Raw genomic sequence first — 25,596 nt, forward strand, 5'->3', positions numbered from 1 at the left:
TGCAAATCACACAGTGGCGGGCCCGCGCTTGATTGCCTCGCTGAGTTGCTTCCGGGTATCCGACACGACCGCGGCCAAGCCGTTGCCTGCCAACCACCCTCCGACAACCGTCAGCCCCTCCGCAGCGGCGCATACCTCACGGACGTGCGCCACGCGCTGTTTATGACCGACGGCGGCGAACGGCAGGGCACCTGCCCAGCGCACCACATCCCAATCCACAACATCCGCCCGGGATACCGGCACCGTCAACAACTGCGAGGCATCGGCCAAGGCCGCGGAAAGGAGGGATTCGTCATCCAGGACCACATCCGGGGATCCACCCGCATCCTCGCGGCGACCATAGGACAGCCGCAGCACGTGGGTTCCAGGACCGGCTTCCCCGGCAAGCCAATCCCATTTAGCCGTGGCGTGCGTCAGCGCCTTCGCTGTGATCCCCGGGGTCTGTGGCGCCACGAGGATGCCGGTTCCGCGGGGTCGCCGATCAAGTTCTGGCACGTCAACCACCATCGTCACCAGGCTCACCAAGGGCCCTGGCGCCGGACGCAGGTCGGACAATGCCGGCAGCGACTTCTCCAACAGGCCCACAGCCGCCGGGCCGTCCAGCGCAACCACCAGGTGGCCGGCGTCGTACGTGGAATCACCGGCGGTGACACGCCAACCGGTCGAAGTCTTGACGACGTCCGTCGCCGCAGTTCCGGTGAGCAGGTCCACACCCCGCCCGCGGAGGTCGGCCACCAAGGCGGTCACCAGGGTGTTCATGCCGCCTGCCAAACCGGCGACGGCGGAACCCGCCTTGGCAAGCCCAGAGCCTGTTTTCCGGGCTGACGCATTGTCGCCGGCCGGGACGGCAGCAACTTTGCGCTGGGCTGCGACGGCCGCCGACAAGGAACCGTGCGTTCGGATTCCGGCCCGGAGCCCCGGCGCAACCATGTCCACGTCCAGGAGCGCGGGGTCGGCGGAATGGACACCGCCCACCACTGGGGAAACAAGGCGTTCCAGGACTTTCCTGCCCATCCGGGTCCGCACAAGGGAGGCAACACTTGTCACGTCCGAGGACGTACCCACCGACGCCGGCAACCACCGGTCCCAGGAGGCGCGCACGGCACCGAGGAAGCCCAGTGAACGCCGGACCTCCGGGTCCCAGGGGTTGGCTGGTATGCCGAGGACTCCGGTCTTGGGCAACTCCTGCGGGCCGTCCGGCAGCTGCACCCAGGCACCACCGGGGTGCGGGGCTACGATCCTGTCGCCGAGTCCGAGCTCCCTGGCGAGGTCGGCTACCGCCGAAGACCTCGTGGCATATGACTCTGCGCCGCTGTCCAGTTGGAGCCCTGCGACGACATGGCTGCCCACGCAACCACCCCAGGCGCCGGTGGCCTCGAGGACCGTGACCGGCATGCCGGCCATGGCAAGTTCCCGCGCAGCAAGGAGCCCTGAAATGCCACCGCCCACCACCACGGCACGTGGTCCTGCGGGACGGGCTGTGGGCGTTGGATGTCCGCCGCGCATGAGCCCTACTCTGCCGGAATCGAGTGGATGAGTTCCACGACGCGGGTCAGGACAGTCGGATCCGTTTCCGGTGGGACGCCGTGGCCCAGGTTCAGGACGTGCCCCGGGGCATGCGCGCCGGCTGCGATAACTTCGCGGACATGCGCCTCCAGGATGTCCCAGGGCGCGGACAGCAGTGCGGGATCGATGTTGCCCTGCAACGGAACGGCCCCGCCAAGGCGACGGTTCGCTTCATCAAGGGGAAGCCGGTAGTCCACGCCCACCACGTCCACCCCGACGTCGCGCATGGCAACCAGGAGTTCGGACGTGCCGGTGCCGAAGTGGATCAACGGAGCACCGAGGTCCCGGACATGGTCCAGTGCGCGGGCGGAGGCCGGTGCTACGTACTTGGTGTAGTCGGCAAGGCCCAGGGAGCCTGCCCAGGAGTCAAAGAGCTGCGCGGCCGAGGCTCCGGCTTCCAGCTGCGCCTGGAGGAACATTCCCGACGTATCGGCGGCCCAGTTTGCCAGCGCGTTCCAGGTCTCAGGGTCGGCATGCATCATGGTCCGCGGGCCGAGGTGGTCCCGGGAAGGCTTGCCCTCAACCATGTACGCAGCGAGGGTAAACGGGGCACCTGCGAAGCCGATCAACGGAGTCTTTCCAAGCTCAGCCACTGTCAGGCGAACGGCCTCACGGATTGGCTCCAGGGCCTCCCAGGTCAGGGTGGGAAGAGCGGCGACATCGGCAGCCGTGCGGACGGGCTTGTCCAGGACCGGCCCCACGCCGGGCACGATATCCACGCCAACGCCCGCCAGCTTCAAGGGAATGACGATGTCCGAGAAAAAGATGGCGGCATCGACCTCGTGGCGCCGGACGGGCTGCAGCGTGATCTCGGCGGCGAGTTCAGGACGCAGGCACGAGTCCAGCATGGCAACGCCTTCGCGGACCTTGAGGTACTCAGGAAGGGAACGGCCGGCCTGGCGCATGAACCACACCGGCCGCCGCGACGGCTTGCCGCCACGGTATGCCGTGATCAGCGGCGAGTCCGAGGTACGGCCGTCCTTCAGCGGGTGGTTGGGGCCGAGGGCTCCCGCCGGGGCGTTGGAGGCCGTACTCTGGGATGCTGCCGAGCTAGAAGTCATGCCTTTGATTGTGCCGAAAATCCGGGGCAAAAGATAACGACAAGCTGTCACGTCAGGCCCAAAAGGAGCCGCTGTGGCGGGGATCACGCATCCGCGTGTGGATCACCACGGCGCCATATTGTTCTACCGGGCTACGAAAAAGCTATGATGGGGTTGCTGTGGTTCTTTTCTCATTGGTGGCTACACACGCCGACATCGACCTTGAAACTGTCGCTCAGTTGAGCAACGGTTCCTCCGAGCTTGCCTCCGCGGCCCTCACGGATTCGCCCGTAGTTTCCGGTGCGGTGGTGCTTGCCACTTGCAACCGCTACGAGATTTACGGCGAAACAGGCAACGGCGATGACATCGAAGCGGCCCGCTCTGCCCTGGTGTCCCAGATCAGCGAACTGAGCGGCCTGAACGAGCAACTCGTCTCCCGCTCCTTTGCGACCCACACCGGCCCGGACGTCACCAGGCACCTCTTCGCCGTGAGCGCCGGGCTGGACTCGGCAGTGGTGGGTGAGCGCGAAATCGCGGGCCAGGTCCGCCGCGCCCTGATCACTGCCCAGCAGGAAGGCACGGCGAGCTCCGGATTGGTCCGGCTTTTCCAGGCAGCTTCCAAAACCGCCAAGGACGTCGGCGCGCAGACGGCGCTGGGCTCACGCGGCCTGTCGATTGTCTCCGTTGCTTTGGACCTCGCCACCGACCTCGCCGAGAACGATGACTGGTCCACCAAGAACGTCGTAGTTTTCGGCACCGGCGCCTATGCGGGTGCCACCATGTCACTCCTGCGCGAACGCGGCTGCACCGCGATCTCCGTCTATTCTTCCTCCGGCCGTGCCGAGGCTTTCGTAGCCACCCGCGGGGGTACAGCGCTCGACGCCGAAACGCTCCCCGCTGCTGTCGCAGCAGCTGACGTCATGATCGGTTGCAGCGGTTCGGACAACCGAGTCGAAGCAGCGGACCTTACGCGCGTCCGGGCACAGTCCAATAAGCCCTTGATTGCGATCGACCTCGCCCTGACCCATGATTTCGACCCCGCGGTCGGCGAACTCGACGGCGTTGAACTCCTCACGCTTGAATCCGTCCGGCTCGCTGCACCCCAGGAACAGGCAGAGTCGTTGTCCCAGGCCAGTGCGATCGTCACCGGCGCGGCCTCTTCCTTTGAGTCCGAGCGTGAGGCACGCTCCGTGGATTCGGCCATTGTGGCGCTGCGCCGGCACACCATGAACGTGTTGGACGCTGAGATGGAGAAGGTCCGTGCCCGCCACGGTTGCACGGCCGCAGCGGAGGAAGTCGAATTCGCCTTGCGCCGGATGGTCAAGCAGCTCCTCCACATCCCTACCGTCAGGGCCCGTGAACTGGCCGCCAACGGCCAGCAGGAGGAGTACGTCGCAGCACTTGAGGCGCTGTACGGCATCCAGGTTGAGCAACCGGCAGCGGCCCCGGCCGCGGAGTGCCCTGTGGATCACGGGCAACTCCGCTCCGAAAGCGCCTGACACCGCCTGCTAGGCGAAAGCGTTGACTCCTGTCAGCTTCGCAGACAATTCCCAAAGCCTGGCGGCGTCCGCCTTGTCGATGGCGTGCGCGTCCACCCCCTGATACCTCGCCAACGGCGATTCCTTGTCCGTGGGCTTGGCAACGTCGCAGTCTTCACAGTAGACACCGCCCATACCTAACAGGGCCCGGGAAGTCGCAGCCCACACCGAGGTAGCAGCGCCTTGCTCCGGCGTCTTGAATCCTTCGCGGACGTTACCCTCCGCATCCATCCATCCCGCTGCGACCATCTCTTCCTTGGGCAAATGACGTTGAAGCTCTGTCATGATGCCACCAGGATGAACAGCGAAGGCGCGGACTCCGGAGTCCTTGCCCAGGCGGTCCAATTCCACGGCGAAGAGCGCGTTTGCCGTTTTTGCCTGGCCGTAGGCGCGCCACTTGTCGTAGCCGCCGTCAAAGTTGACGTCGTCGAACCTGATCGGCGACAACTTGTGGCCGGTGGATGAGAGGGAGATGACGCGGGCATCCCCCGAGGAGGCAAGGGCCGGCCACAAAGCATTAACCAGGGTGTAGTGCCCCAAGTGGTTGGTTGCGAACTGCGCCTCCCAGCCAGGACCTACCCGTTGTTCCGGGCTGGCCATGATGGCGGCGTTGTTGATCAGGATGTCCAAGGAACTGTGCCCGGCCAAATACCGCTGGGCGAATGCTTTGATGCTGTCCTGGTCAGCCAGGTCCATTTCTTCCACTGTGACGGCGTCGCCGAGGCCGGCCGCGGCAAGCACTTCCTTGGCATGTTCCACGCGTCGTGCGGGGACGGTCACGGAGGCGCCTGCGGAGGCCAGTGCCCGCACGGTCTCCAGGCCAAGCCCCGAATACCCGCCCGTGACGATCGCCGATTTTCCGGAGAGGTCGATCCCGTCGATGACCTCCCGGGCCGTGGAACCGTGTCCAAAACCGGAACCAATAGGGTGTTGCTGGGTCTCTGCCCGTTCTTCGCTCATGGTTGAGCTTTACAGATAACGGCCGGAACGGGCAACGCTCAGTAAACGGGCTTTTGGGGTTCCACGTCACGCACCCAGGCGAGGATACCGCCGTCGAGGTGGCTGACGCGCGTATAGCCCGCCTTCTGCGCGGCATCCAGGACCGCCGCCGAGCGCGTTCCGGCCTTGCAGTGGAACACTATGTCCTTGTCCTGCGGCAGATGGGACCAGGCCTCTCCGGTCAGGATCCGGCCTTGTGGGATCAGCACGGAACCATCAATGCTCACAATGCTGTGCTCGCCTGATTCACGGACATCCACCAGTTCGAAGTCCCGCTCCCCCGACGCCCGCTCGGCGAGCATCGCTGCCAGCTCGGTGGCCGTGACGGTGTGGTCCTGGTCAGTGGCTGCGACGGGAGTGACGCCGCAGAAGGCCTCGTAGTCGGTCAGTTCGGTGATGGGTTCGGCTTCCGGATCCTTGGACACCTTGATTTCCCGCCAACTGCCGCCCAAGGCGTCAAAGAGTGCCACGCGTCCCAGCAAGGAACGCCCGACGCCGGTGATCAGCTTCACGGCTTCGGTCACCATGAGCGATCCAACAGCCGCGCACAACATGCCGAACACTCCGCCCTCGCCACACGACGGCACGGAGCCGGCCGGAGGCGCCTCGGGGTAGAGGTCCCTGTAGGTGGGTCCGTGTTCGGCCCAGAAAACGCTGACTTGCCCGTCGAAGCGGAAGATGGAGCCCCACACGTAGGGTTTGCCGAGGATGGCCGCGGCGTCGTTCACGAGGTACCGCGTGGCAAAGTTGTCAGCACCGTCAAGGATGAGATCATAATCGGCAAACAAATCCAAGGCGTTGGAAGAATCCAGGCGGAGATTGTGCAGGACCACGTTCACCAAGGGGTTGAGCTCGGCGATCGCGTCGCGTGCGGACTCGATCTTGGGCGTACCCACGTCCTTCACCCCGTGGATGACCTGGCGCTGAAGGTTGCTGAGGTCCACAGAGTCGTCGTCCACGATGCCCAAAGTTCCCACACCGGCTGCAGCCAAGTACAGCAGGGCCGGGGAACCGAGCCCGCCGGCGCCTATGACGAGGACTCTGGCATTCTTAAGCCTGCGTTGGCCCACGGCGCCGATTTCCGGAATGATGAGGTGCCGGGAGTACCGCTCCACCTCGGCCGGAGTAAGTTCAGCGGCCGGTTCCACAAGGGGCGGAAGGACGGCGGGCGCAGTGGTGCGGACAGCAGCAATTGAGGCCATACCCCAATGTATGCCCGCAGATACCGCCCGGTCATATTACCCACCGGTAAAGTGGTCATAACTGCAAAGGAAAGGCGGCAGACTGTGGCTGACGGCACACGGGCAAACGATGGAGCACCCGCGAAGCAGGAACGGAGCGGTTCGCCTCGATCGCCAAGGCTGCCAAGGGACGAGCGCCGCGCACAGTTGCTCAACGCAGCGTTGGAAGTCTTCGTTGCCAACGGGTTCCACGGCGCAGCCATGGACGAAATCGCAGAGACCGCACATGTGAGCAAGCCGGTCCTGTACCAACACTTCCCGTCGAAGCGCGAGCTCTACATGGCCCTGCTGGACAGCCATCTCGCGACGCTGACGGACCTGATGCTGAGCGCCCTGAACTCCACAACGGACAACAAAGAGCGCGTCAAGGCGGTCATGCGGGCCTACTACAGGTTCATTGCCGACGACGACCAAGCGCACCGGTTGGTGTTTGAGTCGGACCTCATCAACGACCCCGATGTCAGTTCCCGGCTGGAAACGTTCAACAAGACGTTCGCGGACGCCGTGGCCCATGTCATCGCCGAGGACACCAAGCTGCCGCCTCTGGAAGCGCAGCTCCTGGGCCGCGGCCTGGCCGGAATGGCGCAGGTCAGCGCGCGGTATTGGCTTGAGACAGACGGAAACCTGGACCTCGATGTGGCCAGCGATCTGATCTATCGTTTAGCTTGGCGCGGAATCAGTCGATTCCCCAAAGAGTCCTAAGCTACAAATAGAGGACTGATTCAAAACTTGATTGGCTTGGAGGCCTTGCTGTGGAAGTAAAGATCGGCATTCAGAACGTTGGCCGCGAAATTGTGCTCGAATCCGCTTTGGATGCCGACGCCGTAGCCAAGATCGTGGCGGAGGCCGTGTCCAAGGGCTCGGAATTGCGCCTCACGGATGAGAAGGGCCGCCAGGTCATCGTTCCTGGCAACGTTTTGGGCTATGTGGAGATCGGCGCCGAGGAAGTCCGTCGCGTGGGCTTCGGCGCGCTCTAGCATTCCCCCACCACCCGTCGTCCGCTAAGGAGTCTTCATGCTTTCACTCGTCGCGGTTGTTCTTGCAGCCATTGCCACGGGCTTCATTGTCTGGGCCAACGACAAGCGGCACGGCAGGTACGGCGTCGCCCTTCCGGTAGGCGTTTCAACCGCTGTTGCGGCGCTGAGCTGGATTGCCTTCATCAGCGCGGGCTTGGGTTACCAACCGGGGGTCACCTGGATTCCGTGGGTTCTCCCCATCGTCATCGGAACCGCGGCAGCCGCGGCGGTTGTGGTGTACTTCGGCCGGACCCGGACCAAGCACGATACCGAGGCCCTCACCAGGGCCCTCCGGCTCTAAGCGCCACTTACAGCGATGGCCATCACCCGCGGGTGATGGCCATCGCTGGTTAACGCCCTAAAGGAACTCGGCGCGTCCCTCCATCGCGGAGGATGCCAGGGCGTGTTCGCGCCGGGGAATCCGTCCTGCCTGCCTGGCCAAACGGCCGGCAATGACAGCGTGCTTGAAGGCCTCCCCCATCTGCACCGGGTTCTGCGCACGCGTCACCGCGGTAGCCAGCAGGACGGCGTCGCAACCCAGTTCCATGGCCAGCGCGGCATCGGAAGCGGTTCCGATTCCGGCGTCGAGCACCACGGGCACCGATGCCCGTGACACGATCAGCTCAATATTGTGCGGGTTCAGGATCCCCAGGCCTGTCCCGATGGGTGAGCCCAGCGGCATCACTGCGGTTGCGCCAAGGTTTTCAAGCCGCAGGGCAAGGACCGGATCATCATTGGTGTAAGCGAAGACCTTGAACCCGCGGTTGACCAGCTGCTCCGTAGCATCGACGAGTTCCACGGCATCGGGCAGGAGTGTGTGCTCGTCCGCGATGACTTCCAGCTTCACCCAATCGGTCTCCAGCGCCTCGCGGGCAAGTTCGGCGGTCATCACCGCGTCCTTCGCCGTGAAACAGCCGGCCGTGTTGGGCAACACCCGGATGTTGTGGTCCACCAGGAGCTGGAAGAGAGACCCGGTTTCTGCTGGCGAATAGCGCCGCATGGCCACGGTGGTCAGCTCCGTACCCGAGGCCAGGAGCGCAGCGCCCAAACCGTCCAGGCTCGGGGCACCCCCTGTTCCCATGATCAGTCGCGAACCAAAGTCGACGCCGTCGATCACCAAGGCGTCGGTGCTGGGGGCAGTGCTTGTTGTGGTCATTGTTCAGCCTCCCTGGACTGCGGTAACGAGTTCGAGTTCATCGCCGTCGGCGAGCACTGTTGCCGCCCACTGGCTGCGCGGCACCACCTCTGAATTGCGCGCGACGGCGACACCCAGCTTGCCGCCGTCGGCCGCCTGGCCCCTGTGGTCCAGTTCGCGGCCGGTGATGGCGGTGACGAGGGTGCTGACAGAGGCGTCATCGGCCACTGCATGGTCGGATCCATTGAGTTTGATGTTCATGCGCTTTCCTTGCTGCGGGCGTGTGCTGGGACGAAGTTCCGTGGGCCGGGCGCGCCGGCGGTAAAGCGGTCGGGGCGGAAAGGGGCCCACCGTGGATCGGCTGAGCCGTTGATCAGTTCGCCGACAATACTTGCGGCTACCGGCGTCAGCAGGACTCCGTGACGGAAGAACCCGGTGGCAACCACCAAACCCTCAATGTCGCCATTGGTTCCGGCGACGCGGCCAAGCAACGGCGCGTTGTCGGGCGTCCCTGGCCTGGCGCGGGCTGTTGCCTCCAGGAGTTCGAGTTCGGCGACCGCGGGGACCAGCACCTGGGCGTCGCGCAGGAGTTGGTAGACGCCGCCCGCCGAGACGGCATTGGAGGCCGTGGACAGTCCGTCCTCACGCTGGGTCGCTCCGATCACCACGGTGCCGTCGTCGCGGGGGACGATGTAGACCGGAACGCCCCGCACTATCCCCCGGACGGTGGAGGTAACGAGAGGTTGCAGGTTGTCCGGAACCCGAAGCCTGAGGATGTCACCAAAGACCGGCCGCAGGGGAAGCGTGAGCCCTCCGGGCAGGCCGTCCAAGCCGGCGGCGCCCAGACCGTTTGCGACCACCGTCTCGGTGGCAACGACCCTGGTGCCTGACTTGAGTTCGGCTCCAGAGACCCTGCCTTCATCCCACAGGAGACGATGTGCCAGTGCTTCCACAGCGAATCCGTTGTCCGCCCCCGTAACCCAGCTCAGATCATCGCTAGAGTGATCCGAAAGTTCGGCCAAAAGGCAGGCGGCGAGCTTGCGGGGATCCACCTGGTGGTCGGTGGGGATGTCGAAGGCACAGGAAATTTGGGGACTCAGCAAGGGCTCACGCTCCCTCGCGTCCCGGAGGGCCAATGGCTCCACTCCCAAGCCTGCAGCCTTCTGTACCACCCGGAGGTCTGCGAGCGCGCGGCGGTCGGCGGCGTCGGCACCCACGGCGAGGGTCGGCGTCGTGCGGTATCCGGCGGCGTGCGCCCCTCCGGCGAGCGAGCCAAGAAAGGCGGGCCACAGCCGGGAGGATTCGACCATGAGTTCCAGGAGGTCTTCTTCCTGGTAGTGCAGTTCACTGACGGGTGCCAGCATGCCGGCCGCTGCGAAAGTTGCCCCGTTTGCGGGCCGGGGGTCGATGAGGGCCACTGACCGGCCCAGCCTGCGCATTTGGTGGGCGATGCCCAACCCGATGATGCCGCCGCCGATAATGGCTACATCTGCATGAATGGCGTCTGACATGTGTTCCCTTCCCTACGCCGGTATTAGCCGGATCAGGTCAAGCGGTCGGCGCTGAAGCCCTCTCAGCCGGACGGTCACATTGTCGAACGTCGCGGCTCCCGCAGTACGTGCCCAGTGTAGAGGAACTACTCTGGTTCCCATGACCCAGCCTGAATCCCTCGCCACAGCCCGACTCTATTTGTGCACCGATGCCCGGAAGCGACAGGGCGATTTCGAAGACTTCGTCGATGCCGCCTTCGAGGGTGGGGTGGACATCATCCAGCTCCGGGACAAGTCGATCGAGGCAGCCGAAGAACTGGAATTGCTGGCCATCCTGCGGAGTGTGGCCGAGCGGCACGGCCGACTGTGGGCTGTCAACGATCGGGCCGATATTGCCAGTGTTTCCGGGGCTCCTGTGTTCCACGTGGGCCAGAAGGACCTGCCCCTTCCGGTGGCCCGGACCTTCCTCCCGGCCCCTGCCGCCATTGGACTTTCCACGCACACTCCGGAGCAGGTCAATGCGGCCATTGCCGCTTCGACCGGCGACGGCGGCCTGGACTATTTCTGTGTCGGTCCGGTTTGGGCGACACCCACCAAACCGGGGCGCGAAGCAGTCGGTCCGGACCTGGTCACATATGCCGCAGAAGCGATGAGGCGCGCCACGGAAACGACTGACGGCGCCGTGCAGCTCCCGTGGTTCGCGATCGGCGGCATCGACCTGGGCAACGTGGAACAGGTCCTTTCGGCGGGAGCCAGCAGGATCGTCGTCGTCCGTGCCATCACAGAAGCCACAGACCCGACGGCGGCTGCCAAGTCGCTGCTGGAAGCCCTGGACTCGATTTAGGGAAAGTCGCTCACCTGGCGGCCTTGACATGGTGTGATCCCCGGAATCCGGGCTACCCTGATTTTCGTGTCACATCATCGGATTGCACCCAACGTCGGCGACTCGTCGGACCAGCTCGCAGCGGCCCTCGCTGCGCTCCGGACGGAGCTGGAACTCCCAGGCGCCTATCCTGCGGGTGCTTTGGAGGAAGCCCGAAAAGCGGTGGCTGACAGGAAACTGCCTGAACGCGACCTGCGGGACGTTCCGTTTGTCACCATTGACCCGGCGACGTCGACAGACCTGGACCAGGCGCTGTTCATAGAGCGCGCTGGTGACGGTTACAAGGTCCTCTATGCGATCGCCGATGTCCCCTCCTTCGTATCCCCCGGCGGGGCCCTCGACGCGGAGACCCGGCAACGCGGCCAGACCTTCTACGCTCCGGATGGCCGCATTCCACTGCACCCGGAAGTCATCAGTGAACACGCCGGCAGCCTGCTGGCGGATCAGGATTGTGGTGCCTTTGTTTGGGAATTCGTGCTTGATGCCAGGGCCGAGGCAGTTTCTGTGACAGTAGGCCGCGCCACCGTGCGGAGCCGGGCCAAACTGAGCTATCAGGGCGTCCAGGAACAAATCGACAATGGAACGGCGCCACCTGTTCTGCAGCTCCTCAAGGAAGTGGGGCTGAAACGGGTTGAACTCGAACGCCTCCGCGGCGGAGCGAGCCTGAACATGCCCGAACAGGAGATCGTCCAAGCGACAGACGGCGGCGGATACAGGATCGAAGCTGCCCCGTCGTTGCCGGTGGAAGACTGGAACGCCCAGATTTCACTCATGACCGGGATGGCCGCGGCGCAGCTGATGCTGGAAGGCAAAGTCGGCATCCTGCGCACCATGCCCGCACCCGATGACCGGTCCCTGCAGCACTTCAAAAGGCAGACCACCGCGTTGGGCAAACCATGGGACGGCCGGATCACCTACGGAGAATACCTCCGGACCCTTGACGCATCAGATCCCAAGCAACTGGCCATCCTGCACTCTGCCGGGACTTTGTTCAGGGGTGCCGGCTACACGCCCTTCGACGGCGAGGTCCCGACGGAAGTCATCCAGGCAGCCATCGGCGCTCCGTACGCGCACACCACAGCACCGTTGCGCCGCCTCATCGACCGTTTCGTCCTGGTGATCTGCGAGGCACTGAGCAACAAGCGCGACATCCCTGCCTGGGCCCGGGAAGCCTTGCCGTCCTTGCCCGAGATCATGGCCTCGTCCGATCAACTCGCTGGCCGCCTCGAGCGTGCCGCCCTGGATACGGTGGAAGCGGCACTGGTTGCCAACCATGTTGGCCAGGAATTTGATGCGGTGGTCATTTCCGGCTCGAAGCCAAACGGGAACGGAAAGGGCAACGGGAACGGAAACGGGAACGGCGGTCCTTACGGAATCGTCCAAATAGCGGAGCCCGCCGTGACCGCCCGTTGCGACGGCGAACTGGAGTCCGGGACCAAGGTCCGCGTCCGGTTGGTCAAGGCTGACATTGCCAGCCGCGAGATCCTGTTTGAACTGCTGCCATAGCGCCGTTCAATCCCCAATCCGGGCTTTCGGGCTCCCAGAGGATAGACTGGGCGTGTAGTAATGGATGCCCGGTCGTTGATTCAGTTAATTTTTGAACTCAACAAGCCCGCCCCTACGCGATCTTGAGATGTACCAACTGGTCACCAGTGCCAGTACTTAGATAGCCCGCGATCGGCTTCCACTGGACTTGCTTGCGCGCCCGTTGGTGCTCCGGTACGGCTATGCCGCCCCCGTTGAGCATGCGGCGCCAATGCCCAAATGAATAAGGAAACTCCCTGTGAGTGAATTGCATACCCATGAAGTCCTGACGGACCCCACCGGAACAGAAACCCTCGAGCCCGAGGAAACAATCGTCTCGGACGAGAAGCCCCACGAGATCGAAGAGAAGTCGTTTGCAGACTTCAACGTGCGCGCAGACATCGTGGAGTCCTTGGCAGATGCCGGGATCACCCACCCGTTCCCCATCCAGGCCATGACCCTGCCCGTCGCACTGGGCGGCCACGACATCATCGGCCAGGCCAAGACAGGTACAGGCAAAACCCTCGGCTTTGGCGTGCCTGCCCTGCAGCGCGTTGTAGGGCGCGACGACGCCGGCTATGACAAGCTCGCCGTCCCCGGCGCACCGCAGGCCTTGGTCATCGTACCCACGCGCGAACTTGCCGTGCAGGTCGCCAACGATCTCCAGACGGCCTCGCGCAAGCGCAACGCGCGCATCGCGACCATCTACGGCGGCCGGGCCTACGAACCCCAGATCGATGCGCTGCAGAAGGGCGTCGAGATCGTCGTAGGTACCCCTGGCCGACTCATCGACCTCTACAAGCAGAAGCACCTGAGCTTGAAGAACGTCAAGATGGTGATTCTTGACGAGGCCGACGAAATGCTGGACCTTGGCTTCCTTCCGGACGTTGAGACCCTGATCGCCGGCACTCCCGCCGTGCGGCAGACGCTGCTCTTCTCCGCGACGATGCCTGGCCCCGTGATCGCGATGGCACGTCGTTACATGACGCAGCCCACCCACATCCGTGCGGCTGACCCGAACGATGAGGGCCTGACCAAGCGGGACATCCGCCAGCTCATCTACCGTGCCCACAGCATGGACAAGACCGAAGTCGTGGCACGCATCCTCCAGGCCCGCGGACGTGGCCGGACCATCATCTTCACCAAGACCAAGCGCACCGCCGCAAAGGTCGCCGAGGAACTTGTGGACCGCGGGTTCGCGGCTGCAGCCATTCACGGCGACCTGGGCCAGGGCGCCCGCGAACAGGCCCTGCGTGCCTTCCGCAACAACAAGGTGGACGTCCTGGTTGCCACCGATGTCGCCGCCCGTGGCATCGACGTGGACGACGTCACGCACGTGATCAACTACCAGTGCGTTGAAGACGAGAAGATCTACCTGCACCGTGTTGGCCGCACCGGCCGCGCAGGCAACAAGGGCACCGCCGTCACGTTCGTTGACTGGGACGACATGCCCCGCTGGGGACTCATCAACAAGGCCTTGGGACTCAGCGTTCCGGAGCCGGTTGAAACGTACTCCTCCTCGCCGCACCTCTACACCGACCTTGATATTCCCGAGGGAACCAAGGGACGCCTGCCCCGGAACAAGCGCACCCTGGCCGGTGTGGACGCCGAGGTCCTGGAGGACCTGGGTGAGACCGGCAAGAAGAACTCCCGCTCAGGCGGTTCGGACCGTAACGGCTCCCGTGACGGCGGGCGTGGCCGCGATGGCGGCCGTGGACGTTCCGGCAAGGCCGACTCCGGCGAATCCAAGGGTGAGGGCGGACGCAACCGTACCCGCCGCCGTCGTACCTCCGAAGGCGAAGCGGCACCGGCTGCCGCAGCCCCGGAAACGGGCACGGACAATTCCGAGAAGCCCGCACGTACACGTCGCACCCGGACCCGCCGTCGCAACGGCGAAGTAGTCTCCGGTCAGACCGCAGCTGCCCAGTCCGGCAGCACCGAGGCTTAATTTCCTCAATGACTGAAACTGTTTGGGCGCCGGACGGCGGCAACCTGGTGGTACACGCGGACAACGCGGAGTTCCTTCCAACGCTGCCGGACGGCGCCTTCACACTCATTTACGTGGACCCTCCCTTCAACACCGGGCGGGTCCAGCGACGCCAGGAAACCCGGATGGTCCGCAACTCGGACGGCGACGGCGACCGCGTGGGCTTCAAGGGCCGCTCCTACGACACCATCAAGGGCGCCCTGCACAGCTATGACGACGCCTTCAGCGACTACTGGTCTTTCCTGGAGCCCAAGCTCGTGGAAGCCTGGCGCCTGCTGGCAGACGACGGCACCCTGTACCTGCACCTGGACTACCGCGAGGTGCACTACGCCAAGGTGATGCTCGACGCCATCTTCGGCCGGGAATGCTTCCTGAACGAAATCATCTGGGCCTATGATTACGGCGCCAGGGCCAAAAACCGCTGGCCCACCAAGCACGACAACATCCTGGTGTACGTCAAGAACCCCACCAAGTACCACTTCGACAACGCCGAAGTGGACCGTGAGCCCTACATGGCTCCGGGCTTGGTGACCCCCGCCAAACGTGAGCTGGGTAAGTTGCCCACGGACGTCTGGTGGCACACCATCGTTTCGCCGACAGGCCGCGAAAAGACCGGCTACCCCACGCAAAAACCCGAAGGCCTGGTCCGCCGGATTGTTTCGGCATCAAGCCGCGAGGGCGACTGGTGCCTGGACTTCTTTGCCGGATCGGGGACCCTTGGCGCTGTGGCAGCCAAACTGGGCCGGAACTTCGTGTGCGTCGACCAGAACGAGCAGGCCATTGAGGTCATGCGGAAACGCCTGGGCAGCAAGGCCGTGTTCCACCAGGCCCAAACCACGGCGTCCTAGCCGGGAGCTGTCAGGCGACACCCTTCACGAAGGCAGTCACCGAGTCAGCGATCATCTGTACGGCGATGGCAGAGAGCAAAAGTCCGGCAATCCGGGTCACGAGCTCCACTCCGTTCTCCCCAAGGACCCGCTGGACCACGCCCGCGAACCGCATGGCCAGGTACAGCGAGGCGAGCACCACCGCAATGCCCAGGCCAACGGCAAGGTAGCCCGACAGGTCCTTGGACTGCTGGACAAACACCATGACCGCCACGATCGCACCAGGCCCGGCCATCAGCGGCGTACCCAGGGGAACGAAGGCCACGTTCTTGTACTTCGCGGCGTTTTCCTCGCCGCTGGTGGACCCCGTCAAGAGCTGCAGGGCAATGAGCACCAGCAGCAGGCCGCCGGCACCCTGCAGGGCCGCCAGGGAGATGTGCATGTAGTTCAGGATCGATTGGCCGAAAATTGCGAAAACCACGATCACGCCCGTGGCCACCAAAAGGGCCTGAAAAGCCGAGCGGTTCCTGTCCTTCGGTGACATCTGGGCCGTCAACGACATGAAGATCGGGACTGTACCCGGCGGGTCCATGATGACGAACAGCGTGACGATCACCGAGGCCAGCAACTGCAGGTCCATCAACGGACTACCTTGCTGCCCGTCGCCAGGTCCTCAATGCGGGCCAGGACGTCGGCCGGCGTCGTGTTTTCGCCGAGGAGGTTCGGTTTGCCGGTGCCATGATAATCGGAGGATCCTGTCATCAGCAGCCCATGCCGGGCAGCCAGCTCGCGCAGGAACCGCCTGCCGTCCTCCGGGTTGTCCCGGTGGTCAACCTCAACCCCCAGCAGGCCGGCGTCGATCATTTCACGGTAGGTGCGTTCCCCCACGATCCGTCCCCGGGACGAAGCCACCGGATGGGCGAACACGGGAACGCCGCCTGCCGCGCGCACCAGCTCGACGGCGACCGCCGGGTTGGGCGCGTAGTGCTGAACGAAGTACCGCGAACGGGAGGTAAGGATGGAGGTGAAAGCTTCCGTGCGGTCCGCGACGACTCCGGCGGCCACCAGGGCGTCGGCGATGTGCGGGCGGCCCACCGTTGCTCCGGGCGCCACATGGTGGATCACGTCGTCCCAGGTCAGCGGATAGTCCTCGGACAGCAACGTCACCATATGCTCTGCGCGGGTGAGGCGTGCGTCCTTGGATTTGGTGATTTCCTCGAGGAGGCCGGGGTGGGACGGGTCGTGGAGGTAGCTGAGCAGGTGGACGCTGATGCCCTGCTCCGTCCGGCAGGAGATCTCCATGCCCGGGACAAACGCAATCCCGTGTTCCACTGCGGTTGCCGCAGCCTGGTCCCAACCATCGGTGGAGTCGTGGTCCGTCAACGCCACGGCGTCCAGGCCCGCCGATACAGCAGAAACGATCACCCCGGCGGGTGTCTCGGTTCCGTCGGAGACATTGGAGTGCGCATGCAGGTCTATCCTCACTTTCCCAGCCTATGGGATGCAGGGCTCCTTGGAGCGTTGCGCCATTGGCCTCCTCACCGAACTGGTGGGACGATGTAACGGTGAACGATGCCGAAAACACCCAAAACATGGACTCCGCAAATTCCCAGCCGCTGCAGGAGCGCGTTAACAACCGCTCACAGAGGCCAACATCGGATGCTTTCAAAGCATTCATGGCCAGCAATTGGGCTGCCGCCCCGCAGGTGACCCCTGCGCGCGACGCCGTTGCAGACCACGCTGCACGCCGCCGTCGTGCGATTTCCGAACTGTTCAAAGGCGAACGGCTTGTCATCCCGGCCGGTCCGCTGAAGGTCCGCTCCAACGACTGCGATTACCGTTTTCGCCCCCACTCCGGCTTTGCGCACCTCACGGGCCTTGGCCTGGACCACGAGCCCGACGCCGTCCTCATCCTTGAGCCGGTGGCTGAAGGCAAGGGCGACGACGGCGGTCACCACACCGCGACGCTCTACTTCCGTCCCTTGGCCGGCCGCGATACCGAACAGTTCTACGCCGACTCACGCTCCGGTGAGTTCTGGATCGGTGCCCGTCCGACACTGGCGGAATTCGAGGCCCGCCTGGGACTCGCCTGCGCCCATATCGCCGAACTCGAAATGGCAATCACCAAGAACGTGGGTGCCCCGGAGATCGGTGGCATCTCCATCCGCCTGGTCCGCAAGGTGGACGAGAACATTGATGCCTTGGTGGACACCGCCCGGTACAACACCGCCAAGGATCCCGAAACCCTGGACCTGGGCGAACTCGATGCCTTGGACGAGAAGCTCAGCGAAGCCCTCTCCGAGTTGCGCCTCCTCAAGGACGAGTGGGAAATCGAGCAGATGAAGATCGCCGTGGCTGCCACTGTGGAGGGCTTCGCCGACGTCGTTCGCGCCCTTCCGCGGGCGCTGAACCACGCACGCGGCGAGCGCGTCGTTGAGGGTGCATTCTTCGCCCGCGCCCGCGAGGAAGGCAACGAGCTCGGCTATGACACCATCGCTGCCTCGGGAAACAACGCCACTGTCCTTCACTGGACCCGGAACACGGGCAAGGTCAACGCGGGCGAACTCCTTCTCCTCGATGCCGGCGTGGAAGCTGATTCCCTCTACACTGCCGATGTCACCCGTACCCTGCCCGCCACGGGCACCTTCACTGATGTCCAGCGCAAGGTCTACGAGGCCGTCCTGGACGCAGCCGATGCCGGTTTCGCAGCCGCGCAGCCGGGCGTGAAGTTCCGCGACATCCACACCGCAGCAACCACGGTCCTGGCCGAACGCCTCGCCGAGTGGGGCCTGCTCCCCGTGTCCGTGGAGGAAGCCATCAGCCCCGAGGGCCAGCAGCACCGTCGCTGGATGCCGCACGGGACCAGCCACCACCTGGGGCTGGATGTCCACGACTGTGCACAGGCCAAGCGCGAGCTTTACCTGGACGGGATCCTCACCGAGGGCATGGTCTTTACCATCGAACCCGGTTTGTACTTCAAGAATGAGGACCTTGCGATCCCTGCCGAGTACCGCGGAATCGGTGTTCGCATCGAGGACGACATCCTGATGACAGCCGATGGCCCGGTCAACCTCAGCGCCGCCTTGCCCCGCAAGGCAGCCGACGTCGAATCATGGATGGCCGGTATCTACCAGGAGGCGCAGGCCTAGCCCGCGCAGCCCAGGGCAAACGCCAACATCAAAGGGAAGGCCACCGGAGATCCGGTGGCCTTCCCTTTGTTCGGTGCATTTGTCCTTTGCCGGGACTACTGCTGTTTCGGTGTGTCCTCGGAGCCGGCTTGCTGTCCGTCTTCCTGCGGGGCATTGTGGCCTTCGGTCACGCGGACACCGTACTGCGGCCTGCCGTCGGGCAGGTCGGGGTAGCGGACAGCCGACGGCGGCTGGTGGTTCGACGGCGCAACACCGGCATGCGGATCCCCGTTTTCCTGCGTGCCGGTTTCACCGGTGCCGCGCTGGCCGTAAGGGTCATTCCATGTGGATGGCCTTTCCGGCGCCTGGCCCGGCTGCTGCAGCGGAGCGCTGTGCGGGTTGTAGTTCGTTGCCTGCGGCGCTGCCGCCTGCGAGGGGTTCATCGGCAGCTGGTGGAGCAGGCGACGGGCCTCGTGGGCTGCTTCGATGGCGACGATCACGTCATAGTTGGTGGCCACCACCTGGCTTGTGGAGGTGAAGTCACGCTTCCCGCGCTGGGTGGCATAGGTGACGATGCCGAAGAGCATGAAGAAGGCCGCGCCCATCAGGACCGAGGTGATGATGGAGAACGGTCCGCCGCCCGGCGTAAAGAAGGACAGCATCACACCGACGAACAGGCCAAACCACATGCCGCTCAAAGCACCGGACAGGGCCACCCTCGGGTAGCTCAGGCGACCGGTCACCCGCTCAACCATTTTGAGGTCGTTGCCCACGATCGATACCAACTGAACCGGGAACTGCTGGTCTGCCAGATAATCCACCGCCTTTTGGGCATCCAAATACGAGGTGTATGAGCCGACGGTGTCTCCTTGTGGGACGCTCCGGGACTCCTCGACAGCTTTGGGACCACCAAAAATGTTAGACATAGCCCCATTGTGTCCCATGGACATGTGAAGCGGCTGGAATTCAGCTAAAAGAGAGCAGACTCGGTAGCCTGTAAACATGAGCACACATCCCTCACGCGTCTTTGTCGCGCGCCTGCTCGGCCTGGACGTCTTCGACCCCCTGGGTGACCGTCTTGGCCGATTGCGCGATGTCGTGGTGCTCTCCAGGGGCACCCGTGGCGCCCCGCACGTGGTGGGCATCGTGGTGGAAGTTCCCGGCAAGAAGCGCGTCTTCGTGCCCATGACGCGCATTACGTCCATCGACCAAACACAGATCATCTGCACCGGGCTGGTCAATCTGCGACGCTTCGAGCAGCGGGGAGCCGAAACCCTGGTGGTGGCCGAGATGTTTGATCGCCGCGTCACCCTTGCCGACGGCAGCGGGGATGCCACCATCGAGGACATCGCCATGGACCAGCACAGGTCCAAGGACTGGTTCGTCAGCAAGCTGTTCGTCCGCCGCGGGCACTCCCTGTCGCCGTTGAGCCGGCTGCGCCGCAACGAGACCCTGATCATCGACTGGGCCGATGCCCAGACGGGCGCCCACAACGAGCCGCAGGCGGCCACCCAGTTCGTGGCCACCCACGAGGACCTCAAGCCTGCCGACTTCGCCGAAGCCCTGCAGGAAATGAGCGACAAGCGCCGGTTCGAAGTGGCCAGCGAGCTCCAGGACGAGCGCCTCGCGGACGTGCTGCAGGAACTGCCCGAGGACGACCAAGTGGAAATCCTCTCGGCCTTGGACGTGGAGCGCGCCGCCGACGTCCTTGAAGAGATGGATCCTGACGACGCCGCAGACCTCCTCGCTGAGCTCCCCTCAGCGCAGGCCGAGGAACTGCTGCAGCTCATGGAGCCGCAGGAAGCCGAGGACGTGCGCCGGCTCCTGGAGTATGACGAAGACACGGCAGGCGGCCTCATGACCCCTGTCCCGGTCATCCTCCCGCCGGAAGCCACGGTCGCGGAGGCCCTGGCCCACGTCCGGCGCGAGGAGCTCTCCCCTGCCTTGGCCTCATCAATCTTCATTGCCCGCCCTCCGCTGGAGACGCCCACGGGCCGGTTCCTCGGCGTGGTGCATATCCAGCAGCTCCTGCGTTTCCCGCCGCCGGAGCCTCTGGGCAACCTTGTGGACAAGAACCTTGAGCCGCTCTCGGACCAAGCCCACATCAGCGAGGTAGCCAGGACCTTGGCAACCTACAACCTGAATTCACTTCCAGTTGTCGACGACGACGGCCGCCTTGTGGGGGCGGTGACTGTTGATGACGTGCTGGATCACCTGTTGCCGGATGACTGGCGCGCCCACGAGGACGACGCCCCTATAAGGAGACTTGGAGGCCGCATTGGCTGATAACAACGCCACCCGATCCCCCAAGGCCACTGGACGTACCGTCAGCAGCCTGGACACGCCCCTGAGCGGGCGCCAACGCATCCTGCCCAAGTTCTCCCCCAACCCGGACGCCTTCGGCAACGCCACTGAGGGATTCGCCCGTTTCATGGGAACCCCGCAGTTCCTGGTCTACATGACCATCTTTTGTGTGTTCTGGCTGGCGTGGAACACCTTCGCGCCGACTGAGTGGCAATTTGACCGGATGGAGCTTGGCTTCACCCTCCTGACCCTGATGTTGTCGCTCCAGGCCTCCTACGCAGCCCCGCTGCTCCTGCTGGCCCAAAACCGGCAGGACGACCGCGACCGTGTCTCTCTCCAGCAGGACCGCCAACGCGCTGAGCGCAACCTTTCCGACACCGAGTACCTGACCCGGGAATTGGCTTCGCTGCGTATTGCCCTACGTGAAGTGGCCACCCGTGACTACGTCCGGGCCGAACTCCGGAGCCTCCTGGAAGACATCATCGACGCCCAGGAAGAGCTCCGCGAGCACGATCCCGCCACCGATGGCAGCGAATCCTCCGGAGAAAAGGTCAAGGAGAAGCTGAAGGAAAAGCGGGACAAGTCGCGCGGACCCCGCACCCAGCAGATCCCCAAGGTCCGGCCGCCGCGGAGCGCCGGCCCCCAGCATTCCACTGCCAAGCGAACACCCGAGAACCCCGAAAGCCGAGCCTGACCTTATGAGCACCGTATCTGCCGAGGCGCTCCGTGCTGCCCTGGCAACCGTCATTGATCCGGAGCTCCGCCGCCCCATCACCGAACTCGGGATGGTGGAATCGGTCTCTGCCGATGAGGCCGGCGCAGCCCACGTTGCTGTCCTGCTGACCATTGCCGGCTGCCCTTTGCGCGAAACCATCGCGGAGGACGCCACTGCAGCCCTGTCCAAGGTGCCAGGTGTGACCGGGGTGGACGTGGAACTCAAGGTCATGACGCCCGCCCAGCGCGAAGCCCTCAAAGAGCAGCTCCGTGGCCCCGGCGGGCAGCGCGGAATACCGTTCACCAAGCCGGGTTCGTTGACCAAGGTGTACGCGGTGGCCAGCGGCAAGGGCGGCGTGGGCAAGTCGTCCGTCACCGTGAACCTCGCCTGTTCCCTGGCGGCCCAGGGACTGCGCGTTGGAATAGTGGATGCGGACGTCCATGGTTTCTCCGTACCGGCCCTGATGGGAATCACACAGAAGCCCACACAGGTTGACGACATGATCCTCCCGCCAGTGGCTTATGGCGTAAAAGTCATTTCCATCGGCATGTTCGTCGCAGGCAACACGCCCGTAGCCTGGCGCGGCCCCATGTTGCACCGCGCCCTGGAACAGTTCCTCAGCGACGTGTACTTCGGCGACCTCGACGCCCTTTTCCTGGACCTGCCTCCCGGCACCGGAGACATCGCCATCTCTGTCGCCCAATTGCTTCCCAACGCCGAGATCCTGGTGGTCACCACACCGCAGGCAGCGGCCGCGGACGTCGCCGAACGCGCGGGGACGATCGCCACCCAGACCGGACAGACGGTGGCCGGGGTGATCGAGAACATGTCCTTCCTGGAAATGCCCGACGGCGGCCGCATGGAGTTGTTCGGAAGCGGGGGCGGTGCCACCCTGGCTGCGAGGTTGAGCGCTGCGGTGGACACCGATGTTCCACTGTTGGGGCAGATCCCCTTGGACATCCGTTTGCGGGAAGGTGGGGACGCCGGGAAGCCCGTGGTCCTGGCTGCGCCTGAAACCGCTGCCGCGAAGGCCCTGGAGGATATTGCATCGGCCCTGGCCACCCGGCCGCGTGGGCTATCCGGGATGCCTTTGGGAATCCAACCCCGCTAACAGCGACTTTCGGCGAGCTGAACGCCGTCTTCCGGGTCAGGTAGCTTCGGTGTCAAAAGGCGCGGCTTCACCATCTGCAAGCCGCTCGATGATCCTAGCCGGGGCTTTGGGCTTGGTGTCCGCGGCCGAGGCAGTTGCCGCGGCGACGGGCGCACCGGGACTCACTGGCTTGGTGTCGTCCTCCAGGAGTGCATCCTTGATGATGCGCCGGGGATCATACTGACGCGGATCGTACTTCTTCCAGTCGACCTCATCGATGTCGATGCCGACTTCTTCCTTGATCTGCTCGCGCGCGCCCGACGCCATCCGCCGGACTTCCTTGACCAGGTTGGCGAGCTTTTGAGTGTATTCGGGCAAACGGCTGGGACCGATCACGAGTACGCCGATAAGAAGGAGGATTATGAACTCCGGGCCGTTGATTCCAAACACGCTACGAAGATTACCTTGTCTGTGGTGCCGCTCATAAACCGGCGGGACGGAGGAGGGTCTGCAGTCCGCGCAGCAGTCGCCCATACCAGGACCCGGAGCTGTCCCCGTGCCCTTGATGCGACATGGAGTCTCCTGCCCGGACTATTTCCGGCACCGCGTCATCAGCGCTTTCCGGGGGCAGGTCGGAGGTGTAGCTGATCACGGCAGCAGGCATGGCGTAGACAGCCTTCCACGGCGTTCCCTGGGTGACGGACAGCTGCGCCGCGCCCCTCTGGCCAGCGGATTGCGCGTCGGCCGGAAGGTGTTCTTCGGTGATGGTGGCGTAATGGCCGTTGCTTTCGAGCCGGATTTCCACCGCCGGGTGCCCATTGAGCATCGAGGCCTGGGCGGAGACGACGTGGAAGCCCATCTCCAGGAGTTCAGGACAGGCCCACCCTTGGTCGCGGAGGGCGTCCAGTTGCGACGCACTAAGACTCATGGTGCTTCCGGCCGTGAACGAGGGGTCCATGACGTCCACCGGTCCAGCGCTCCATGCCCCCACCAGCGCTCCGGCATTGCCGGCGCCGGCTAATACCCGCGGCTGGTCGTCCCCGGCCACAACGTAAGCTGCGACGCCCAGAGCTCCGGCGCTCACCACGAGGGTACCCGCTGCGACGGCAGCGAAGCGGAGACCCCTGGACAGCCCACCCTGCTGTGGCTGGTTCCACGGATCCTGTGCAGGTTCACTGGCAAGCCGCTCTGTGTGCTGGATCAGGCGTGCAGCAAGGTCCTGGCTCGCTTCCGGCACGGCCGCAGCCCGGAGCCGCTCAAGGTACTGCCGTTCCCGGCCTGCCGCGGCACGGCAGTCCGCACATACCTGCAGGTGTTCCGGTAGCCGCGAATGGCGCCGGGCAGCAAAAGCGCGCCGGGACAGGGCTCCCGGACGGAAGGGACGTCGAGGCATCGACAACCTAGTGGATGCTGGCGATGCGGGGCATCTTCAAGCGCGGCTTGCGGGCCTCGGCGGGTCGGGGATCGCGGTGGGCCAGCTTCTCGCGCAGCATGGTCCTTCCGCGGTGGATACGGGACCTGACGGTCCCCAGCTTCACCCCAAGCGCCTCGGCGACTTCGTCATAGGAGAGGCCTTCAAGATCGCAAAGAACGACGGCGGCACGGAAGTCGGGTGGGAGCTCTTCCAGTGCCCGCTGGACGTCCAGGTCAAGGTTGTTGTGCTCAAAGCTCTGCTCGGGTCCGGGCTCGCGGCCAGGAAGGCGGGACTCGGCGTCCTCGGCCAGCGCATCAAACCGTATGCGGCTCTTTCGGCGGGCCTGGTCGAGGAACAGGTTGGTGGTGATGCGGTGCAACCAGCCGTCCAATGTTCCCGGCTTGAAGTTCTCAAGCGAGCGGAATACGCGGACGAAGACCTCCTGGGTGAGGTCTTCGGCGTCGAACTTGTTGCCGGTCAGGCGGTAGGCGAGGCGATATACCTTGGCGGAGTGGTTCGCAACCACGTCCTCCCAGCTGGGCATGACCCATTCGGCTACGGCCTCGTGGCCTTCTGATGTTTGGACTGGCGCAGCATGCGATGCCGGCATCGTCCACTCCCCTCAAACTGTGGTTCACCGAAGAATCCGGTGCCGTCCACCTCATGGATGACCGGAGCAATATCATCCCAAGGTTGTCTGGGAATTTCCTGACCGGCCGCCGATTTCCCCGCAGGGCAGAAAACATCGGCGGACACAGCCGCATGCCGCTCCCCCAACAGCGGGTTTACGCGGGACCACGCAGTAGTCTGGTACAAACACCCCTACCCGCGGAAAGCGAATCCTTCATGAGTGCCGACAAGTCAACCAGCTGGTCCTATGCAGAAGATCTGCCGGCTGAGGACGACGTCTTGTTGCGTGCCCGTGAGCGGTCCTTCGAGCTGGGTGTCACCCCGATCAGTCCGGGTGTTGGTGCGGTGCTCACAGTCCTTGCTGCTGCGTCCAAGGCACAGACAGTAGTAGAAGTCGGATCCGGTGCCGGAGTATCCGGGGTCTGCCTGCTGCGGGGCCTCAGCCCGCAGGCGGTCCTGACAACCATCGACGTCGATGTCGAGCACCTGAAAGCCGCACGGGAAGCGTTCTTGGAATCCGGCAGCCCGGCAAACCGTACGAGGACCATTTCCGGCAGGGCGGCCGACGTGTTGCCCCGCCTGACGGACTCTGCCTACGATCTCGTCTTCATTGATGCGGACAAGCCGAACTTCCCCAAATACGTTGAACAGGCGGTCCGTCTGCTTAAAAGCGGCGGCACCTTGGTGATCAATGACGCCCTGGACAAGGACCGGGTGTCCAACCCTGCTGCACGGGACGCGACTACCGTGGTCCTGCGCCAGATCGGCAAAGCCATCCGCGACGACGAGCGCCTGGCTTCGGCCATGCTGCCCACGGGTGACGGACTCCTGGTGGCAGTCAAGAAGTAGCGGGGAGCGGCGTCGAAGGACGCCGCCCTTGAACTCAAAGCAGGGCTCCAGCTTCTGAAGTGGTCCCCGAAAGTTGGACCGCTAAATAGATGTTAGGCCGCGAGGGTCTGAGCACGGTATTCCACCGGGCTCAGGCCCTTTAGCTTTGTTGAGATTCTTTTGGTGTTGTACCAGTGGATGTAGTCGTGGAGCGCTGTTTCCAAGGCCTCGGTGTTGAGGA

27 protein-coding genes and 1 riboswitch are annotated in these 25,596 nt (G+C 64.3%); of the genes, 13 read left to right on the plus strand and 14 right to left on the minus strand.

All coding sequences use genetic code 11. The features are described 5' to 3' along the window. Positions 1 to 6 precede the first annotated feature (6 nt). Together hemG and hemE are read right to left on the minus strand one after the other, a co-directional pair. Positions 7 to 1,506, minus strand: a complete 1,500-nt coding sequence (gene hemG / locus LRQ04_RS13580; protein ID WP_235520666.1) for a protoporphyrinogen oxidase — start codon at positions 1,504 to 1,506, stop codon at positions 7 to 9. Between the two features lie 5 nt (positions 1,507 to 1,511). Next, complete coding sequence (hemE, locus tag LRQ04_RS13585; RefSeq protein WP_235520667.1) at positions 1,512 to 2,627, minus strand: uroporphyrinogen decarboxylase; 1,116 nt, start codon at positions 2,625 to 2,627, stop codon at positions 1,512 to 1,514. A gap of 158 nt (positions 2,628 to 2,785) precedes the next feature. On the opposite strand from hemE, the gene LRQ04_RS13590 reads away from it, so the two are divergent. Then, the gene (locus LRQ04_RS13590; protein ID WP_235520668.1) at positions 2,786 to 4,105 is read left to right on the plus strand and encodes a glutamyl-tRNA reductase; all 1,320 of its coding nucleotides are present in this window, start codon (positions 2,786 to 2,788) and stop codon (positions 4,103 to 4,105) included. 9 nt (positions 4,106 to 4,114) lie between these two features. On the opposite strand, the gene LRQ04_RS13595 is transcribed toward LRQ04_RS13590, so the two are convergent. Together LRQ04_RS13595 and moeB are read right to left on the minus strand one after the other, a co-directional pair. Beyond that, on the minus strand, positions 4,115 to 5,104 hold the full coding sequence (locus tag LRQ04_RS13595; protein WP_235520669.1) for an SDR family NAD(P)-dependent oxidoreductase: 990 nt from the start codon (positions 5,102 to 5,104) through the stop codon (positions 4,115 to 4,117). A 38-nt stretch (positions 5,105 to 5,142) separates the two neighbouring features. After that, positions 5,143 to 6,345, minus strand: coding sequence for a molybdopterin-synthase adenylyltransferase MoeB (gene moeB / locus LRQ04_RS13600; RefSeq protein ID WP_235520670.1), 1,203 nt, complete (start codon positions 6,343 to 6,345; stop codon positions 5,143 to 5,145). 6 nt (positions 6,346 to 6,351) lie between these two features. Between moeB and LRQ04_RS13605 the strand changes: the two genes are divergently transcribed. From LRQ04_RS13605 to LRQ04_RS13615, 3 genes are read left to right on the plus strand one after another with little or no spacing between them, the layout of a single operon-like run. Beyond that, positions 6,352 to 7,086, plus strand: coding sequence for a TetR/AcrR family transcriptional regulator (locus LRQ04_RS13605; RefSeq protein ID WP_235520671.1), 735 nt, complete (start codon positions 6,352 to 6,354; stop codon positions 7,084 to 7,086). Positions 7,087 to 7,136: 50 nt separating this feature from the next. Then, the gene (locus LRQ04_RS13610; RefSeq protein ID WP_018776516.1) at positions 7,137 to 7,361 is read left to right on the plus strand and encodes a DUF3107 domain-containing protein; all 225 of its coding nucleotides are present in this window, start codon (positions 7,137 to 7,139) and stop codon (positions 7,359 to 7,361) included. 37 nt (positions 7,362 to 7,398) lie between these two features. After that, complete coding sequence (locus LRQ04_RS13615; RefSeq protein ID WP_235520672.1) at positions 7,399 to 7,701, plus strand: hypothetical protein; 303 nt, start codon at positions 7,399 to 7,401, stop codon at positions 7,699 to 7,701. A gap of 57 nt (positions 7,702 to 7,758) precedes the next feature. On the opposite strand, the gene LRQ04_RS13620 is transcribed toward LRQ04_RS13615, so the two are convergent. The 3 genes from LRQ04_RS13620 to thiO form a co-directional block, all read right to left on the minus strand. Beyond that, positions 7,759 to 8,556 (minus strand): thiazole synthase, encoded by a 798-nt coding sequence (locus tag LRQ04_RS13620; protein WP_235520673.1) that lies wholly within the window; start codon positions 8,554 to 8,556, stop codon positions 7,759 to 7,761. 3 nt (positions 8,557 to 8,559) lie between these two features. Beyond that, positions 8,560 to 8,796, minus strand: coding sequence for a sulfur carrier protein ThiS (gene thiS, locus LRQ04_RS13625; protein ID WP_235520674.1), 237 nt, complete (start codon positions 8,794 to 8,796; stop codon positions 8,560 to 8,562). Beyond that, complete coding sequence (thiO, locus tag LRQ04_RS13630; protein ID WP_235520675.1) at positions 8,793 to 10,046, minus strand: glycine oxidase ThiO; 1,254 nt, start codon at positions 10,044 to 10,046, stop codon at positions 8,793 to 8,795. The genes thiS and thiO overlap by 4 nt, the downstream gene beginning before the upstream one ends. After that, positions 10,039 to 10,158, minus strand: a riboswitch (TPP riboswitch). Its footprint overlaps the gene before it by 8 nt. Before the next feature lie 27 nt (positions 10,159 to 10,185). Between thiO and thiE the strand changes: the two genes are divergently transcribed. The 4 genes from thiE (at position 10,186) to LRQ04_RS13650 (ending at position 15,267) form a co-directional block, all read left to right on the plus strand. Further along, the gene (gene thiE, locus LRQ04_RS13635; RefSeq protein WP_235520676.1) at positions 10,186 to 10,869 is read left to right on the plus strand and encodes a thiamine phosphate synthase; all 684 of its coding nucleotides are present in this window, start codon (positions 10,186 to 10,188) and stop codon (positions 10,867 to 10,869) included. Positions 10,870 to 10,935: 66 nt separating this feature from the next. Further along, entirely contained in the window at positions 10,936 to 12,414 is a 1,479-nt protein-coding gene (locus LRQ04_RS13640) for an RNB domain-containing ribonuclease (protein ID WP_235520677.1), read from the plus strand. 277 nt (positions 12,415 to 12,691) lie between these two features. Next, complete coding sequence (locus LRQ04_RS13645) at positions 12,692 to 14,380, plus strand: DEAD/DEAH box helicase (RefSeq protein WP_235520678.1); 1,689 nt, start codon at positions 12,692 to 12,694, stop codon at positions 14,378 to 14,380. An 8-nt stretch (positions 14,381 to 14,388) separates the two neighbouring features. After that, complete coding sequence (locus LRQ04_RS13650) at positions 14,389 to 15,267, plus strand: site-specific DNA-methyltransferase (protein ID WP_235520679.1); 879 nt, start codon at positions 14,389 to 14,391, stop codon at positions 15,265 to 15,267. A gap of 10 nt (positions 15,268 to 15,277) precedes the next feature. Here the strand turns inward: LRQ04_RS13650 and LRQ04_RS13655 are convergent, their stop codons facing one another. Further along, the gene (locus LRQ04_RS13655; protein WP_235520680.1) at positions 15,278 to 15,886 is read right to left on the minus strand and encodes a MarC family protein; all 609 of its coding nucleotides are present in this window, start codon (positions 15,884 to 15,886) and stop codon (positions 15,278 to 15,280) included. After that, positions 15,886 to 16,731: a PHP domain-containing protein gene (locus LRQ04_RS13660; protein ID WP_235520681.1), complete on the minus strand. Its 846-nt coding sequence runs from the start codon at positions 16,729 to 16,731 to the stop codon at positions 15,886 to 15,888. The genes LRQ04_RS13655 and LRQ04_RS13660 overlap by 1 nt, the downstream gene beginning before the upstream one ends. An 80-nt stretch (positions 16,732 to 16,811) precedes the next feature. Here LRQ04_RS13660 and LRQ04_RS13665 point away from each other — a divergent pair, with 80 nt between their 5' ends. Beyond that, the gene (locus LRQ04_RS13665) at positions 16,812 to 18,395 is read left to right on the plus strand and encodes an aminopeptidase P family protein (protein WP_235520682.1); all 1,584 of its coding nucleotides are present in this window, start codon (positions 16,812 to 16,814) and stop codon (positions 18,393 to 18,395) included. Positions 18,396 to 18,490: 95 nt separating this feature from the next. Here LRQ04_RS13665 and LRQ04_RS13670 read toward each other — a convergent pair whose 3' ends face one another. Further along, positions 18,491 to 19,300 carry a general stress protein gene (locus LRQ04_RS13670; RefSeq protein ID WP_235520683.1) on the minus strand — a complete coding sequence of 270 codons (810 nt, stop codon included), beginning with the start codon at positions 19,298 to 19,300 and terminating at the stop codon, positions 18,491 to 18,493. Between the two features lie 76 nt (positions 19,301 to 19,376). Here LRQ04_RS13670 and LRQ04_RS13675 point away from each other — a divergent pair, with 76 nt between their 5' ends. From LRQ04_RS13675 to LRQ04_RS13685, 3 genes are read left to right on the plus strand one after another with little or no spacing between them, the layout of a single operon-like run. Further along, positions 19,377 to 20,660, plus strand: a complete 1,284-nt coding sequence (locus LRQ04_RS13675) for a magnesium transporter MgtE N-terminal domain-containing protein (RefSeq protein WP_144648468.1) — start codon at positions 19,377 to 19,379, stop codon at positions 20,658 to 20,660. Then, the gene (locus tag LRQ04_RS13680; protein WP_235520684.1) at positions 20,641 to 21,372 is read left to right on the plus strand and encodes a DUF1003 domain-containing protein; all 732 of its coding nucleotides are present in this window, start codon (positions 20,641 to 20,643) and stop codon (positions 21,370 to 21,372) included. The genes LRQ04_RS13675 and LRQ04_RS13680 overlap by 20 nt, the downstream gene beginning before the upstream one ends. Before the next feature lie 4 nt (positions 21,373 to 21,376). Next, complete coding sequence (locus tag LRQ04_RS13685) at positions 21,377 to 22,504, plus strand: Mrp/NBP35 family ATP-binding protein (protein ID WP_235520685.1); 1,128 nt, start codon at positions 21,377 to 21,379, stop codon at positions 22,502 to 22,504. Between the two features lie 36 nt (positions 22,505 to 22,540). Here the strand turns inward: LRQ04_RS13685 and LRQ04_RS13690 are convergent, their stop codons facing one another. Genes LRQ04_RS13690 through sigE form a run of 3 tightly spaced genes read right to left on the minus strand, consistent with a single transcriptional unit; the run spans position 22,541 to position 24,507 of the window. Next, positions 22,541 to 22,933, minus strand: a complete 393-nt coding sequence (locus tag LRQ04_RS13690; RefSeq protein ID WP_235520686.1) for a Sec-independent protein translocase TatB — start codon at positions 22,931 to 22,933, stop codon at positions 22,541 to 22,543. 31 nt (positions 22,934 to 22,964) lie between these two features. Continuing rightward, positions 22,965 to 23,876: a hypothetical protein gene (locus LRQ04_RS13695; RefSeq protein WP_235520687.1), complete on the minus strand. Its 912-nt coding sequence runs from the start codon at positions 23,874 to 23,876 to the stop codon at positions 22,965 to 22,967. 7 nt (positions 23,877 to 23,883) lie between these two features. Further along, entirely contained in the window at positions 23,884 to 24,507 is a 624-nt protein-coding gene (gene sigE, locus LRQ04_RS13700) for an RNA polymerase sigma factor SigE (RefSeq protein ID WP_235520688.1), read from the minus strand. Between the two features lie 236 nt (positions 24,508 to 24,743). Between sigE and LRQ04_RS13705 the strand changes: the two genes are divergently transcribed. After that, positions 24,744 to 25,376: an O-methyltransferase gene (locus tag LRQ04_RS13705; protein WP_211714276.1), complete on the plus strand. Its 633-nt coding sequence runs from the start codon at positions 24,744 to 24,746 to the stop codon at positions 25,374 to 25,376. A gap of 92 nt (positions 25,377 to 25,468) precedes the next feature. Here LRQ04_RS13705 and LRQ04_RS13710 read toward each other — a convergent pair. After that, the coding region (locus LRQ04_RS13710; RefSeq protein WP_235520104.1) for an IS3 family transposase at positions 25,469 to 25,596 on the minus strand (128 nt) is incomplete at its 5' end.

This window comes from Paenarthrobacter sp. AR 02, assembly GCF_021538675.1.
Lineage (GTDB): Bacteria > Actinomycetota > Actinomycetes > Actinomycetales > Micrococcaceae > Arthrobacter.

What these genes read in the sequence shown, in the direction of transcription:
- hemG (WP_235520666.1), bottom strand. Translation starts at nt 1,506, where the DNA reads ATGCGCGGCGGACATCCAACGCCCACAGCCCGTCCCGCAGGACCACGT.
- hemE (WP_235520667.1), bottom strand. Translation starts at nt 2,627, where the DNA reads ATGACTTCTAGCTCGGCAGCATCCCAGAGTACGGCCTCCAACGCCCCG.
- LRQ04_RS13595 (WP_235520669.1), bottom strand. Translation starts at nt 5,104, where the DNA reads ATGAGCGAAGAACGGGCAGAGACCCAGCAACACCCTATTGGTTCCGGT.
- moeB (WP_235520670.1), bottom strand. Translation starts at nt 6,345, where the DNA reads ATGGCCTCAATTGCTGCTGTCCGCACCACTGCGCCCGCCGTCCTTCCG.
- LRQ04_RS13605 (WP_235520671.1), top strand. Translation starts at nt 6,352, where the DNA reads ATGTATGCCCGCAGATACCGCCCGGTCATATTACCCACCGGTAAAGTG.
- LRQ04_RS13615 (WP_235520672.1), top strand. Translation starts at nt 7,399, where the DNA reads ATGCTTTCACTCGTCGCGGTTGTTCTTGCAGCCATTGCCACGGGCTTC.
- LRQ04_RS13620 (WP_235520673.1), bottom strand. Translation starts at nt 8,556, where the DNA reads ATGACCACAACAAGCACTGCCCCCAGCACCGACGCCTTGGTGATCGAC.
- thiS (WP_235520674.1), bottom strand. Translation starts at nt 8,796, where the DNA reads ATGAACATCAAACTCAATGGATCCGACCATGCAGTGGCCGATGACGCC.
- thiO (WP_235520675.1), bottom strand. Translation starts at nt 10,046, where the DNA reads ATGTCAGACGCCATTCATGCAGATGTAGCCATTATCGGCGGCGGCATC.
- thiE (WP_235520676.1), top strand. Translation starts at nt 10,186, where the DNA reads ATGACCCAGCCTGAATCCCTCGCCACAGCCCGACTCTATTTGTGCACC.
- LRQ04_RS13650 (WP_235520679.1), top strand. Translation starts at nt 14,389, where the DNA reads ATGACTGAAACTGTTTGGGCGCCGGACGGCGGCAACCTGGTGGTACAC.
- LRQ04_RS13655 (WP_235520680.1), bottom strand. Translation starts at nt 15,886, where the DNA reads ATGGACCTGCAGTTGCTGGCCTCGGTGATCGTCACGCTGTTCGTCATC.
- LRQ04_RS13670 (WP_235520683.1), bottom strand. Translation starts at nt 19,300, where the DNA reads ATGTCTAACATTTTTGGTGGTCCCAAAGCTGTCGAGGAGTCCCGGAGC.
- LRQ04_RS13675 (WP_144648468.1), top strand. Translation starts at nt 19,377, where the DNA reads ATGAGCACACATCCCTCACGCGTCTTTGTCGCGCGCCTGCTCGGCCTG.
- LRQ04_RS13685 (WP_235520685.1), top strand. Translation starts at nt 21,377, where the DNA reads ATGAGCACCGTATCTGCCGAGGCGCTCCGTGCTGCCCTGGCAACCGTC.
- LRQ04_RS13695 (WP_235520687.1), bottom strand. Translation starts at nt 23,876, where the DNA reads ATGCCTCGACGTCCCTTCCGTCCGGGAGCCCTGTCCCGGCGCGCTTTT.
- sigE (WP_235520688.1), bottom strand. Translation starts at nt 24,507, where the DNA reads ATGCCGGCATCGCATGCTGCGCCAGTCCAAACATCAGAAGGCCACGAG.
- LRQ04_RS13705 (WP_211714276.1), top strand. Translation starts at nt 24,744, where the DNA reads ATGAGTGCCGACAAGTCAACCAGCTGGTCCTATGCAGAAGATCTGCCG.